The 15,065-nt window shown below is 72.3% G+C and carries 6 protein-coding genes; 2 read left to right on the forward strand and 4 right to left on the reverse strand.

Annotated features, from left to right (window positions below; genetic code table 11):
* Positions 1-9: 9 nt before the first annotated feature.
* The 4 genes from CW362_RS17440 to CW362_RS17455 all read right to left on the reverse strand — a co-directional run bounded on the left by CW362_RS17440 (position 10) and on the right by CW362_RS17455 (position 10,380).
* A complete protein-coding gene (locus tag CW362_RS17440; protein ID WP_240657839.1) occupies positions 10-2,367 on the reverse strand; it encodes an AfsR/SARP family transcriptional regulator in 2,358 nt (785 codons plus the stop codon).
* Between the two features lie 1,509 nt (positions 2,368-3,876).
* The gene (locus tag CW362_RS17445; RefSeq protein ID WP_240657840.1) at positions 3,877-4,695 is read right to left on the reverse strand and encodes a thioesterase II family protein; all 819 of its coding nucleotides are present in this window, start codon (positions 4,693-4,695) and stop codon (positions 3,877-3,879) included.
* Positions 4,692-6,533 carry a non-ribosomal peptide synthetase gene (locus CW362_RS17450; protein WP_103550407.1) on the reverse strand — a complete coding sequence of 614 codons (1,842 nt, stop codon included), beginning with the start codon at positions 6,531-6,533 and terminating at the stop codon, positions 4,692-4,694. Before CW362_RS17450 ends, CW362_RS17445 begins: the two co-directional genes overlap by 4 nt.
* A gap of 709 nt (positions 6,534-7,242) precedes the next feature.
* Positions 7,243-10,380, reverse strand: a complete 3,138-nt coding sequence (locus tag CW362_RS17455) for a type I polyketide synthase (RefSeq protein WP_338069064.1) — start codon at positions 10,378-10,380, stop codon at positions 7,243-7,245.
* 195 nt (positions 10,381-10,575) lie between these two features.
* Here CW362_RS17455 and CW362_RS17460 point away from each other — a divergent pair, with 195 nt between their 5' ends.
* Both CW362_RS17460 and CW362_RS17465 read left to right on the forward strand, forming a co-directional pair.
* A complete protein-coding gene (locus tag CW362_RS17460) occupies positions 10,576-13,761 on the forward strand; it encodes a non-ribosomal peptide synthetase (protein ID WP_103550408.1) in 3,186 nt (1,061 codons plus the stop codon).
* The gene (locus tag CW362_RS17465) at positions 13,758-14,945 is read left to right on the forward strand and encodes a cytochrome P450 (protein WP_103550409.1); all 1,188 of its coding nucleotides are present in this window, start codon (positions 13,758-13,760) and stop codon (positions 14,943-14,945) included. The genes CW362_RS17460 and CW362_RS17465 overlap by 4 nt, the downstream gene beginning before the upstream one ends.
* Positions 14,946-15,065: the final 120 nt, after the last annotated feature.

Raw genomic sequence — 15,065 nt, forward strand, 5'->3', positions numbered from 1 at the left:
GGGCTCCCCTCAGCCAGGTCCCCAGGGTCCGGCCAGACCCAGAGCCGTCGCGGTCAGCGCCGCGTCCTGCTGCAGATGGCCGCTACGGCGGCAGTCGGCGGCAAGACCGAGCAGCGCCGTCCTGAACGCTTCGGCCGCTCTGGGGCCGGTGGCACCGCCGTCGCACTCCCCGCCCCTCTCCTCGTCGTCCAGGTCGCGGCGGCCGTCCGTCGACAGGACGAACCGCAGGTTGCGCGCGAGCTGTGCGGCCGGCCCGAAGAATTCCTCGTGCCGGGAGCCGCACAGCACCGCCAGCATCGCGGGTGCCTCCCGCTCGCAGATCTCCGTCGCCTCCTTCCGGCTGTTGATCTCGGGGAGGTGGGGTACGACGTCGCGTCCGGCGCCGGTCCCGTCGTCCGGCCGGCCGAGGAGAACGCAGCTCCGGGTACTGACCGCCAGGTGGTAGGCGAGCAGCCGACGGAGCGCGGAGCGCCGCCCGCTGCCACGCAGGAAGAGCTCGAACTCCCCCGTGCCCGCCGTGACACCGGCCACGAGCCCGTGCAGGCAGTAGCGGCCGACGCGGGGCTGTTCGAGGAGGTTCACGTCGACCAGTCCCTCCAGCAGCAGTTCGGCCTCGGGCGGGCTGGTGCCGAGCAGGGCGGCCGCCCCGTACGCGTCCATGCACGCCTCGGGCACCAGTGCCAGCACGCACAGAGCGCGGTGCTGCGCCTTCGTCAACGCGTCGAAGGAGAGCTGGATCACCGACCGGACGCTCCGGTCGCCCGCTTGGAGTTCGACGGTGCGCCTGCGCATGTCGCCGAGGCGCTCCACCAGGTGGGACAGTGTCCATGCGGGGCGGCTGCGCAGTTTGGCGGCAGCCAGGCGCAGTGCCAGCGGCAGTCCCCCGCAGTGCGCGATGAGCCGTTCGGTCGCCTCGGGTTCCAGTTCGTCCCCGAGCAGCCGCACGATGAGTCTGCGGGAGTCGCCCGCGCTCATCCGGGAAACGGGACAGGGCTCGGTGCCGTCGAGGCCGTAGAGGCGACGGCGGCTGGTGATCAGGACGAGGGAACCGTCACCGGGTGGCAGCAGCGGAACGATCTGCGCCTCGCTCGCGGCGTTGTCGAGCAGCAGCAGCACCCTGGAATCGGCCAGCCGGGCACGCCACATGGCCACCTGGCTGTCCAGGTCCGCCGGAATGTGCGTCTCCTCGGTCCCCAGTGAGCGCAGGAGCACCTGGAGCACCTCGGTGGGTTCGCGGGGCTCCTCCCCCGGGCTGAACCCGTGCAGGTCGACGTAGAACTGGCCGTCGGGGCAGTCCTGGGCCAGCAGGTGGGCCGCGTGCAGGGCGAGGGCCGTCTTGCCGATGCCGCCCATCCCGTCGACGCAGATCAGCAACGGTCCCGAGCCCCGCGAGTCCGCCCGGGCGGTCCGCAGCAGGGTGTCCACCTCTTCCCGCCGGCCGACGAAGTCGGTCAGCCCGTGGGGCAGGGTGCAGGTGGCTCGGATGTTCGCCTTCCGGCCCTGCGGTGTCACGTGCTGTCTACCCGCGTCATGCTCCGTGACGGCGCCCTCCTGGTAGGAGCAGGGCTGGGCTCCGGCCCGCAGATAGGCGACCGCGTTCCCGCGCAGCACCGCTTCGTGCACCTGGGCCAGCGAGTGATCGGGGTCGATGCCCAGTTCGTCGCGGAGCAGGGTGCGTATCTCGGCGTACTCGGCGAGCGCGTCGGCCTGCCTTCCCGAGAGGGACAGCGCGAGCATCAACTGTGCGCGCAGGTCCTCCGCGAGCGGATGCTGCGCCACCAGGTCCCGGAGGTCTCCTATCACCAGCCCCGGCGGCGCCGAGCGCAGCCGCAGGGTGATCAGTTCCTTCTGCACCGCGAGCCGGCGCTCCTCCACCACCCGCGCGGCCGCGCGGATCAGACCGTTCTCCAGCTCGTCGCCGTCGACGACGTCGGCCGCGACCTGGCCGCGGAAGAGGGACAGGGCCGTCTGCAGTTCCTGGATCACCTGGACCTCGCCGGCTCCGCCCTCCGTGAGCTTTCGGACCCGTAGGCGGCGTTGGTTGAACTCCACCAGGTCGGACTCGGTCGCGCCGACGTTCAGCCGGTAGTTCGGGCCGTCGGTGAGCAGGTAGTCACCCGCACCGGGTATCGCCTGGCGGAGCTGGGCGACCGCTTTGCGGACCTGGTTCGAGGCGGTCGCCGGACGGCACGGGCCCCAGACCGCCTTGGCGAGCCGGGGGGTGCTGAGCACCTCGCCGGGAGACAGCATCAGCGCGGTGAGCACGCGGCGCGCCACGGTGCTGGGCAGACGGGTGGGGGAATCCCCGCAGCGCACCGCGACCGATCCCAGCACCTGGAAGCGCAGACCCTCTTCTCTCAAGGTCATACGGCCGGCTCGCAGAACGCGGGCCGGCCCGTCCGCCGCTCCCCCGCGGCGGTGACGAACCTCGGACGTCGGCGGCCGGCCGGCGAACCCGATCCGTCCCGCACGGAGACACCCACGTGTGATCGCCGGGCCGCCCCGACCGAGGACGCGGCGTACGGGGCTGGTGAGGCCCACGATCCGGTCGCCGTACAAACGGACTTCAGGCCATCCATCCATTCTCCCTCGGGCCGAACCGGGGCCGAAACCCAGCCCATGCTGCTGATCGATCGACTCACGTCACCGGGTGACAATCCCGGAAGTATCCAAAGACTTGGCATTACGGCCGTACTCTGCGTCTTGAACCGGGACGATGCCGGACATCATCTTTGTCCGCTACACAAGTCTCCGCCACGATGCCGGACGATTCAGGCCATCAGTGCCGGGTGAGCGTCGGCCGAACTCGACCGGAACTCTGTGGCACAGGCCTCGGAAATCGCCAACAGCCTTCAGCCGAAAGGGATTTCGCTTTCGTCGACCGTACCCGCCCGCGAGTTCGCTCTCCGGCCGGGTACGGCCCCGCACCCGTTTTCCCGGCCGTACCGCCGCCCCGGTGTCCGCGTCGGCCTCCGCCGGGCAGCGGCACACGATCCCACGGCCAGCACCCCGGCACCGGCCGCCCACGACGCGGTCGGCCCCACTGCGGCGAGAGGCCGATGCCGTACGTCGAGCCGCGCCCGTCGCTCCGCCGCACCCGTGCGTCGCACGTCGGCCCCCCTCTGCGCCGCGGCCCCGTTCCTCACGCGAAGGCAGAGAGAGCAGGCGCCGAGCGGGTGGCGGAAATCGGCGTGACAGGAAAGCGGAAGGATTCGACGGGCCTGCGGGATCCGCCTGTCGACGGCACGTCGCCCGATACCTCACGGGGCCGGAGAACGCCTTGCCCCACCCCCGGCAGCCACTCGATCGAGAGGCCGCCCGTCTGCCGCACAAGTGTTTTTCCAGCGAACCGAGTTGGTACGGAATTCAATGAGCCCGTGCCGGAAGTCGGGGGTCCCCGCGTGAAAGGACGCCCGCGGACGAGGCTCGGCGGGGATATCGGAGACGGCCGAATGACCGAACCTTGTTCGACAGCAAGAACGTGCCCGGCGGCCGGCCGGTTCGAGTATTCGAGATCACCGGCGGGAACCAGGCGGCCGGACGCGTTCTCCTCACGGGATCAGCGGCGTTCACGTCATCGGCTCCCGGTCCGGACGCCGTCCGGCGCACCGCACCTGGGCACGGTCCCGCTCGGCCCGGTGTCGGCCCCGTTCACCCAGGAGCCCGACCCCGAGGACGCACTGCCGCCGAAGGCCCGGGCATCCTGGTGCGCAGCCGGGTGCGCCCGCCCGCCGTCAGCACCCGGTGGAGGACGGCCGCCCGGGCCCGGCGACGGACCGCCGTCATCGATCACCCAGGACTCGGCCATGAGCACGACGACCCCGTGGCCGAACCCGGGAGACGGTGCCCACCTCGTGGCCCCGCGCCCGGAGTTCCTCAGGAGCCGGGCCGAGGGGCGGAGAGGGCCTCCCGCAGGATCGAGTACGGCGGGTCGGCGACGAGGTAGAAGTGGTTCCCGCGGACACCGACCTCACGGACGGGCGCCGTGGTCAGCGCGCTCCACGGGCGGCGGTCCGCGTCCTCGTCCAGGTCGCCGACGATGGTGGTGACCGGACACCCGAGCAGCGGCCCGGGCGCCATCTCATAGCTGTGGAACATGCGGTTGTCGGCGATCAGATACGGCAGGACCACCTCCTGGAAGATCGGGTCGGCGACCGTCTCCGCCTCGGTGCCGCCCATCCTGACCAGGTCCTCGAGGATGTCGTCGGGGTCCTCGTCGCCGACGAAGGGAGCGGGCAGCGGGGCGTCGCGGGAGCCGGAGGCGAAGAGGTACTCGATGCCGATGCCCCGGCGCTGGAGCTCGCGTGCCGTCTCCAGGGCCACCGGGGCGCCCAGGCTGTGCCCGAAGAGGGAGAGCGGGAGGTCCGCCAGCGGTTCGAGCACGTCGGCGATGTCGGCGGCGAGCCGGAGGAGATCGTCCGGCGGTTCCTCGTCGAACCGGTCGGCACGCCCCGGGTACTGGACGGCGTGCACCTCGACCTCGGTCAGCGACCGGCCCCAGGAACGGTAGAAGGACGCCGAGGCTCCGGCGTGCCCGAAGCACACCAGACGTCCGAGCGCTTCGGGCCGAGGGGTCTCGCACACGAGCCGGCGCGAGGCTTTCGAGGTCGCCGGGATCCCCGAGTCCTCCGATTTCCCGACGTTCTCCGGGTTCTCCGGGTTCTCCGGGGCACTTGATGCGTCCGCGGCGGTCACTGCCGGGCCTCCTTCCGGGCGCGCTGCTGGCGAAGCCTGGCCGTACGGGCCCTGCGGGCGGCGTCGGCGGAGGAGGACGGCGCCGTGTCCTCCCCCTGTTCGCGACTGGTGCGGATGAGCGTGATCTGTGCCGCCACGGTGGTTTCCTGGAACAGGGAGACGATCGACGGCCGCGTCCCGCAGTGCCGCTCCAGGGCGTCCTGGAGCTTGAACATGGCCAGTGAATGGCCGCCGAGATCGAAGAAGTTGACGTCCGGCGGCACCGTGGCCACGCCGAGCACCTCCGACCAGGCGGCGGTCACCCGGTCGGCGAGCGGATCGTCGGTGAGCGGAGCGGCCGCCGGGCGGGCGGCGGCCGGCGGCTCCGCGGCGAGTGTCCGCAGCAGCGCGCGGTCGAGCTTGCCGTTGAGGTTGCGCGGCAGTTCCGGCAGGACCCGTAACTCGCCGGGCACCATCACGGGGGGCAGCTTCTCGGTGAGGGCGCGGCGCAGTACGACCGGGTCCGCGCCCCGCGGGGACGCGACGAAGCCGATCAGGCCCGACCGCTGCGCGTCGGGCAGCACGACCGCCTCCCGGACGCCTTCCAGCACGCGCAGTGCCGACTCGACCGCGCCGAGCTCCACCCGGTGGCCGCGGACCTTGATCTGGTCGTCCCCGCGGCCGACGAAGTCCAGGCCCTGGTCCGCGTTCCGGCGCACGATGTCACCGGTCCGGTACATCCGCGCACCGGGCTCGGCGGCGAAGGGGTCGTCGAGGAAGACCGCCGCGGTGGCCTCGGGACGGCCGAAGTAGCCCCGTGCCACCCCGGTCCCGCCGATGAACAACTCGCCCTCCGTGCCCGGTGGTACGGGCTGGAGCCCGCCGTCGAGGACGTAGAGCCGGGCACCGGGGACCGGGCCGCCGATGCTCACCGGTCCGGCACCGGTGAAGCGGTGGTAGGTGGCCCAGACGGTCGCCTCGGTCGGTCCGTACTCGTTGACCAGTTCCACCGCGGAGGAGTGGACGGCGAAGTGCCGTTCGACCAGTGACGGGGGCAGTGCCTCGCCCGCCACGATCACCTGCCGCAGACAGGCCAGCGGATCCGTCCCGGCGCGTTCGGCGGCGTCGAGCAGCAGCCCGTACAGCGTGGGCACGCACAGGGTGCGGCTCACGTGGTGGCGGCTGACGAGCGAGACCAGCCGGTCGGTGTCGCGCAGTTCGTCCGCGGACGCCACGACCAGGCAGCCTCCCGCCAGGAGCGTCCCCCATATCCCGGCGACCGACGAGTCGAAGGCCAGCGGGGACACCAGGAGGAAGGTCGCGCTTCCCGGGTAGACCGCGAGGCGGGCCCGGGTCGAGGCGATGAGGTTGCGGTGCTCGACGACGACGCCCTTGGGCTCCCCCGTGCTGCCCGAGGTGTAGATGAGGTAGGCCGGATCGTCCGGGCCGACCGTCGTCGCGAAGGAGTCGGGGGCCGCGGTGCCCGGCTCCTCGCCGGGGGCGTCCGGGACCGTGACGACGGGCACCTGGGCACCGCACACCCGGTCCCGGGTGTGCGCCGTCGTGACGACGGCCTTCACCTGCGCGTCCTGGAGGATCGTGGCGGCCCGGGCGTCCGGCTGGGCCAGGTCGACGGGTACGTAGGCGGCGCCCGCGCCGAGGACGCCGAGCACGGCGGCGATCGTCGCGGCGGAGGGCTCGGCGAGCAGGGCGACCCGGTCACCGGCGGTCACTCCGGCCGCGGCGAGACGGTGGGACAGCCGCCGGGACCAGGAGATCAGCTCGCCGTAGGTGACGGTGGTGTCCCCGCAGCGCACGGCGACCGCCGCGGGACGGTCGGCGGCCAGGAGGGCCACCATTTCGTGTGCGGGGACGAACGCGTTTCGGGGCAGGGATCCGCCGGGTTCCCGGACCGCCCACTCCTGTGTCGTTTCGTCGCTGTCCTTCGGTCCGGACGGAGAGGATTTCACGGGCGGTAAGTCCGACATGAGAAAATTCCCCAAAACTATTCAGCGGGATTACCGGGGGCTTGCGCGCGATGCGTGCGCTCCAACCGGCCTCACCAGCACTTTGCCGACGAACTCGATGACGGTCGACGGCGTGAGTTCGCTTATTGCTCGGTCCGGATTCGAGAGGAGAAGCGCGAGCGCAGTCTTTTCCGTCACGGATGGCCGCGACGTCGTGATGCGATCATAGGAGGGCGGCTTGATCTGTGCAATGGACCGGTGCGGGAGGGGTATTGGTTGTCCCGGTTGGAATCGGGTTGTGCGGTTCGTCGCATGCGGACCGACCGAAAGCGGAATTATGCGATCCGTGTCGCGCAGGTGATTCATGCACGCGGATGCATAAATCGACTCGTGTTCGACGACCGGAGAGTGCGGGCGTTTCGACTCCTTCGAAGTCGTGAGTCGTCGGTGCGTGAAATGGGCCGACCGTCGAAGTGCGGCGACGTCGCCCGTCGCCCCGGCGCGGAAGCCGAGGGGCCCGTCGAACGGGGCGCACCGGGGCGGCCGGCGGCCGGCGTCCTTCCGGCCCCTCTCCGCACCCGCCCGGGGCGCCCCGCCCGCTCTACGCGCCCTGTCCGTCCGCCTCCTCCAGGACCCGGCGGGCCAGCGCGACATGACCGTTCAGCGTCCGCCGGGCCAGCATCTCGCGCACGGGGACACGGATGCCGAACTCGTCGTTCACCCTGCGGATGAGCCGGATGATCAGCAGGGAGTCGCCGCCCTGCTCGAAGAAGTCTGCGTCCGCCGGGACTTCGTCACGGCCGAGCAGTTCCGCCCAGATCCGTGCCACTCCCTCCGCGGGGTCGGCCGGGGCCGCCGGGCTCTCGGGTTCCGGCTGCTCACCGGGCTGCTCCGGCAGCGGTGCGGGGACCGGGGCGCGGCTCGGCTCCGGTTCGGGCGGGGCGAGCGCTTCCGGGGCCACCGAGCGCGGTCCCGCGAAGGGGTAGCCGGGCAGCCTGGTCCGGCGGCCGACGCCGGCAGGTCCGACCGGCGCGACCGGCTGCCCCCTGGTCCACAGGGCGCCGACGCCGGCGAGCACGGGCGACCCCGGCATGTCCCTGGCCTGGTCCAGGGCGACCGCGGGGAGGCCGGCCGCCTCCGCCATCGGGGAGAGGGGCCGCCCCGGACCGATCTCCACGGCCAGGGCACCCGGAAGGTGCGTGGCCAGTGAGTCGAGGGCGGTGCCGAACAGCACGGACTGCCGGACCTGGGTGACGAACATGTCGCGCGGGAGGACGGTGCCGGCCGCGGCGACCTGGCCGGACACGTTGAGCGCGATCGGGAGGGTGGACGGACGGAGCTCGATCCCCGCCATCATCCGGGTGAGCGTGGGCAGTGCGGGCTCGATCAGACGGGAGTGGCCCGCATGGGTGTAGCGCAGGCGCCGTACGAAGAAGGTGTCGCCGATGCGCCGGAGGTATGCGTCCACCTCCTCGACCGGCCCGCCCAGCACACAGGAGTCGGGGCCGTTGACCGCGGCCACGTCGAGGGCGAGACCCCACTCCTCGGCGAGTGCGAGGGCCCGCTCCACATCCGCCCCGATGGCCAGCATCGCGCCCTCCGGGCAGTCCTGCATGGCCTGGCCGCGCGCGGTGATGAACGCGGCCGCGTCCTCCAGGCCGAAGACCCCGGCGACGGCGGCCGCGGCGATCTCGCCGGAACTGTGTCCGCACACCGCGGCCGGCCGGACCCCCAGTTCCAGGAGCGCGGTCGCCGCCGCGTGGCCGACGGCGAAGAGGGCAGGCTGTGCCAGTCCGGGCCGGTTCAGCTCGTCGACGGGGAAGCCGGGGTCGAACAGCGCCTGCCGGATCCGCTCCGCCAGCGGGGGGACGAAGGCCGCCAGGCACCGGTCGAGCGCCCGGCCGAAGGCGGGAAGAGCGGTGAAGGGCTCGGCCATGGCCGGGCGTTGGGTGCCCCCGCCGGGGAAGAGGAAGACCACCGGGGCGGGACCCGTCACCGGCGCGGTGCCCCGGGACACCCCGGACCGGCCGGCCAGGCGCTCGGCGACCTCGGCACTCGTACGGCCCGTGACCGCGAGGCGCTCACCCAGGGCCCGCCGGCCGTCGGCCAGGGTGTTGCAGACCTCGCCGAGATCCGGGTCGTGGGCTTTCAGGTGGGCGGCCAGGTCGTCGGCCACCCGGTCGAGTGCCTCGGGATCCGCCGCCGAGAGCAGCACCAGACGCTCACGCGGCACCGGCACCTCGACGGACGCGGAGGCGGAGGCGAAGGCGGGTGCGAGGACCGCGGGGGAGGCGGCAGGCTCGCGCGGCGGTGCCTGCTCGATCACCACATGTGCGTTGGTCCCGCCGATCCCGAACGCGCTCACCCCGGCGCGCCGCGGACGGTTCCCGGGCCAGGGGACGGCCTCGGTGGGTATGTAGAGGGGGCAGTCCTCGCTCTCCTCCAGCAGGGGATTGCGCTCGGTGAACCCCGCGACGGGCGGGATCACACCGCTGCGCACCACGAGCAGGGCTCTGATCAGCGCGGCGACTCCCGCGGCGGCGTCCAGATGGCCGACGCCGGCCTTCAGCGCGCCCACCGCCACACTGCCCGGCCGTGCTCCCGCCCTGCGCAGCGCGGCGTCGGCCGCCGCCCACTCGATCGGGTCGCCGATCCGGGTGCCGGTGCCGTGGGCCTCCAGATAGCCGATGGACCCGCCGTCGACCTCGGCCGCGCCGAGCGCCGCGTCGATGACCCGCTCCTGCCCCGCGGAGGACGGCGCGTAGTAACCGGCCTTGGCGTTCCCGTCGTTGTTGATCGCGGTGCCCAGGATGACGCCGTACGGAACGGGGTCGTCCTCGGTGACGTCCGCCAGGCGGCGCAGCACCACGGCGCCCGCGCCGGACCCGGCGATCACCCCGTCCGCGTGCCGGTCGAACGGCCTGCACGCACCCGTGGCGGACAGCACACCGCCCGGCTGGTGCAGATGTCCCGCCTGGGGATAACCGAACCCGGCCCCCACCACGAGGGCCTGGTCGCAGTCGCCGCCCAGCAGCGCCTGCACCGCCAGGTGCACGGCGACCAGTGAGGAGGAACAGGCCGTCTGCACGGCGAAGGCCGGTCCGGTCAGGCCGAGTTTGTAGGCCACGCGGCTCGCCATGAAGTCCGGCTCGGTGCCGTGGACCATGTCGTCCAGCAGGCCCGGATCGACGTTCCCGCCGCGGATCATCGCGCGCAGATAACCACTGCCCGTCATGGACGCGTAGACGCTGGTCACCGGCGTGCCCTCGCGGGGCAGGGACCCCGCGTCCTCGAGGGCGTTCCAGGCCACCTCCAGCATCCAGCGGTGCTGGGGGTCCATCAGTTCCGCCTCGCGCCTGCGGATCTGGAAGAACTCGTGGTCGAAGCGGTCCCAGTCGTCGAGATGGCCGCGCACGGGCACGTAGTCCGGGTCGTCGGCCAGTGCGGCGGGCACTCCGGCCGCGACCGACTCCTCCCGGGTGTATCTCCTGCTGTGCACGCTCCCGCGGAGCTGGGAATCCCACCAGTCGTCGATTCCACGAGGGCCCGGTAACCGCGCCGCCATGCCAGTGACCGCGATGTCCAAGGAGCGATCCCGACTCGTCACAACGTCCCCCATCATGCCGCAAGAAATCGGATATTCGGTCTGATGTTGTGCTGCTGTCGCGTTGTTCTCGCGTGAAATGGGCGGCCTTCGGCGGTGGACGGGACCGGTTTCCTCGGACCGCGCTGCGATCATGGCACAGTTCACCGCCGGCGAACGAGGGATCGACCCGGCCGTATTCGCGTGATGCTTGTTTCAACCATGTTCTGCGAAAGGGGGGTTGGCAGGAAATGAGCGGACGTGACAACGTCGTACGGTCCTGATGATGCGCTCTCAAACCCCTCATTGCGCGGGGTTACGAAGGGAGTTGACGTGTTGCAGTCGAATGCCGTGCGGACTGAGGGAGTTGTCGGGGAATCACCGGGGGAAGGACTGCATGACGTCTTCGCCGCACAGGCACGCGCTCGGCCACGGCGCACAGCCCTCATCACCCGGAACACCCGGGTTTCGTACGGGGAATTAGACGCCCGCGCCGAGGAATTGGCCGACGGGCTCGCCGCCGCCGGTGTCGGACGGGGGCATGTCGTGCCGATCCTGTTGTCCCGGTCCGTCGATCTGGTGGCCACCCTGCTGGCCGTACTCAAACTCGGCGCCGCGTACGCGCTGCTCGATCCGGACTGGCCGCCCACCCGTCTCGACGCGGTGGTGGAACAGCTCCGGCCCCCTCTCGTCGTCGGCGGTCCCGGCGCGGCGGAGGGACTGTCCGCACCCCTGTGGACACCGGCCGTCGGCGGTACGGGGGGTCGTACCACCGACGGCGGTACGGACGGCGACGGTGAGGAACGCCCCGCCCGCCGCCCCGTGGTGGCCGTACGGGGCCGGGACGCGTGCTGTGTGTTCTTCACCTCGGGCACCACGGGACGGCCCAAAGGAGTGATCACCCCGCACCGGGCGACGGCGCGGCTCTTCGGGCCGGACACCTTCGCGCGTTTCGACCGGGACACGGTCGTCCCCCTCGCGGCGGCACTGCCGTGGGACGCCTTCTCCCTCGAACTGTGGGCCGCGCTGTACAACGGCGGTACCGGCGTCCTGATCGACGAGCCGTTCCTGACGGCCGAGGCCCTGCGCACGATGGTCACCGACCACGGTGTGAACACGGTGTGGCTGACCAGCAGCCTGTTCAACCTGATGGTCGACGAGGACCTGACCGCGCTGAGCGGCCTGTCCCAGGTGATCATCGGCGGTGAGCGTCTGTCCGTGCGGCACGTCGGCCGCTTCCTGGACCGGTTCCCCGACACGGCCCTCATCAACGGCTACGGCCCGGTCGAGAGCACCGTGTTCACCACCACGCACCGGATCACCGCCGCGGACTGCGCCCGCCCCGACGGCATCCCGCTGGGGCGTCCGGTGCCCGGCACCTCCGTCCTCATCCTCCGGGACGGCAGCCCCCGCGCGGCCGGGGAGCCGGGGGAGATCTGTGTCGCGGGCGACGGACTGGCCCTCGGCTACCTCGGCGAACCCGCCCTCACCGCCGAGAAGTTCATCAGCGTCGACATCGGCGGCGAGCGGGTCCGGCTGTACCGCACCGGGGACCTGGGCACCCGGGACGAGAACGGGACCGTGGAGTTCCGCGGGCGGATCGACCGCCAGGTGAAGATCCGCGGCAACCGGGTCGAACCGGCCGAGGTGGAGCGGCAGATCGAGCACCTGGTCCCGTACGTCGCCGACTGCCGGGTGGTCCCCCGCTGGAACGAACCCGCGGGCGCCTTCGAACTGGTGGCCTTCTGCGTACCGGGCACGGCCGGGAACGGGCCGCCGGACGTACCGGCGGTCCTCGCCCTCCATCTGCCCGCCTACCAGCGCCCCGCCCACATCGCCTTCGTGGACTCGTTCCCGCTGACCGACAGGGGCAAGCTGGACGACCGGGCCCTGCTGGCGAGCGTGCCCGGCCCACGGGCCGAGGACCACCACGTCCCGGCCGGGGGTCACCAGGGGCCGGCCGAGGACCGCCGCGGTCCGGTCGGCGACCCGCTGGTCCGCCTGGTGGCGGAGGCGTTCGCCGAGGTGCTGGGCAGAGCGGCCGTGCCGGCCCACACCTCCTTCTTCGACCTGGGCGGTTCCTCGCTCCAGGCCGCCCGCGTCTGCACCCGTGTCCGCGGGCGGACGGGGCGGCCCGTACCACTGTCGAGCCTCTACGAGCACGCGTCGGCTGAACGCCTCGGATCCTGGCTCCGCTCGGCGCGGGGCACGGACGGCACGGACGGCACGGACGGCACTGCGCGGGGCACGGACGGCACTGCGCGAGGCGCGGACGTCGTACCGCAGCCCTCCGACGGCATCCCGCTGACCGCCATGGAGCTGGTCTTCCTGACCCGGCACCTGACGGCGCCCCAGGACCGTTCCGGATACTGCCTGATGGTCTGGCACCTGGACGGCCCGCTCGACCAGGACCGGCTGGAAGGCGCCGTCGCCGCCGTCCACGAACGGCACCAGGTCCTGCGCACCGCCTTCCGGGCCGATCCCCGCCCCCACGCCGAGGTCACCGACATCTGTGCCCCGCCCCTGGAACTCCTGGACGCCCGGCCGACCACCGACGAGGCGGTCGCCGCGCTGCGGCAGCTCTTCGACGAGCCCCTCGAACCCCAGGACGCCGACCTGTGGCGCGCCGCGCTGGTGCCGGTGACCGAGACCCGGGGCCGGCTGTTCGGGCTGCTTGTCCACCACATCGCCTTCGACGGCCGGTCGGAGTCCGTCCTGGCGCGCGACCTGTCCGACGCCTACGCCGGACGTGAGCCCCGGCCCGCCCCGCCCACCCTGGCCGAGCGGGCCCGGCTGACCACGGCGGCCACGGCCCTCACGGACCGGGCGGGGCGCGCCGAACGGGCCCGGGAGGAGCTCCTGGACGTGCCCCCGATCCGCTGGCCCGAACGGCCCGGCCCCGGGGAGACCGGGGTGGGGCACCTCGACGTGTCCGTACCCGCGGACCTCACGGCGGGCCTCGACACGACGGGCACGGCACTCGGCGCGAGCAGGTTCGTGGTACTCCTGTCGGCCTGGGCGGACATCCTGGCCGAGGTCTGTGGCCAACGGGACTTCGCCGTGGGCGTGCCCGTCGCCGAACGCACCGTCCCGGAGCTGGAGGAGACCGTCGGCTGTCTGATCGGCATGATGCCGGTGCGGCTGCGCGGCGACGCGGTGGACGGCGGCGAGAGCGGTGTCCGGGAGACCGGTGCGGTGGTCCACCGCGCCTTCACCCGCAGCGACGTCCCCTTCACGGACCTCACGCAGAGCGCCGGGACGGCGTCCGGGAGGCCGCCCGTGTTCCAGTGCCTCTTCGCCCTCCAGGACAACCCTCCGCCCCGGCTCGACCTGCCCGGTGTGACCGCCGCGCACCTGCGCCAGCCGTACGCAGCCCTTCCCGTGGAACTGCACCTCGAGGTGTGGCCTGACGAGAACGGCGCGCTCGACGTGGTGCTCTCGTTCCGGCGTGCCGCCGTCACCGAGACCACCGCGCTGAATCTGCTCAAGGGCTACCACGACCGTCTCGCCCTGATCGCCGCGGGAGCCGCGACATGACCGTGATCACCTATTCCCCCGCCGATGTCGTCGACCCGGACCTGCACGCCTCCGGCGAGGTGTTCGGGCTGTGGCGCTGGATGCGGCAGCACACCCCGGTCCACTGGCACGAACCGGGCGACCTGCCGGGCTTCTGGTCGCTCACCCGCTACGACGACATCCGGCAGGTGTACCAGGACCCGGCCGTCTTCAGTTCGGCCCGGGGCGTCCTGCTGCGGCCGGTGGACCTGGGTGAGGACCCCGGCAGCGGCCGGACCATGGCCCTCACCGACCCGCCCCGGCACCGCGCCCTGCGCGGGCAGGTGGCCGACCGGTTCAGCGAGCGCTGTGCCCGGTCCCTGGCGGACGAGATGCGCGCCGAGATCCGCTCGGTGGTGACCCGTGCCGTCGAGGCGGGCAGCTGCGACGTGGTCCACGACATCGGGGCCCGCCTCTCCGGTTACAACATCGGCAGACTGCTCGGGGTGCCGCCGGAGGACCGCGAACAACTGCTGACCTGGACCACGGAGGCGTTCGAGTCCGGCAAACCCCTCACCAGCCATCTCGCGCTGATGCGCTACTTCATCGACATGATGTACGCGCGGATGGAGAAGCCCGCCGACGACGCGATGGGCATGTTCGTGGACAACGAGGTCCAGGGCGAGCTGCTGACCGAGACCGAGATCCTGCTGAGCTGCGAGAACCTCGTCGGGGCGTCGGAGAACGCGGGGCTGTCGATGGCCTCGGGGATCCTCGCCCTCGCCGGGCATCCGCGGCAGTGGCAGCGGCTGGTGCGGGAGCGGGACGACGAGCTCCTGCGGACCGCGGCGGAAGAGGTGCTGCGGTGGACGAGCAGCGCCACGCACAGCATGCGGACGGCCACGACGGACACCGTCGTCGGGGGCAGGCGCATCGCGGCCGGGGACCGGGTGGTGCTGTGGATCCCCTCGGCCAACCGGGACGGGTCGGTGTTCACCGAACCCGAGCGGTTCGACCTGGGCCGGCAGCCCAACCGTCATCTGGCCCTGGGCACGGGTGAACACGTCTGCATCGGGAGCACCATGGCCCGCCACCAGATGCGGATGCTCCTGGAGACGCTCGTGGAGTCGGTCGCCGTCGTCGAGCCGGCCGGAGACGTGGAGCCGCTGCGTTCGATCACGGTGAACGGCCCGGCGCACGCCGCCGTGCGCCTGGTCGCCCGCTGAGCGGGACGGCCGGCGGCTGGGGTCCGGCCGTCGCCGTGGATGCCCGGACCCCAGCCCGGGTCGCCCTTCCCGGGCCTCCCGGGCTTCCCGTCCCTTTCATCTGTCCCGTCCTCCCCGCCC

Source organism: Streptomyces populi (genome assembly GCF_002911015.1).
GTDB lineage: Bacteria > Actinomycetota > Actinomycetes > Streptomycetales > Streptomycetaceae > Streptomyces > Streptomyces populi.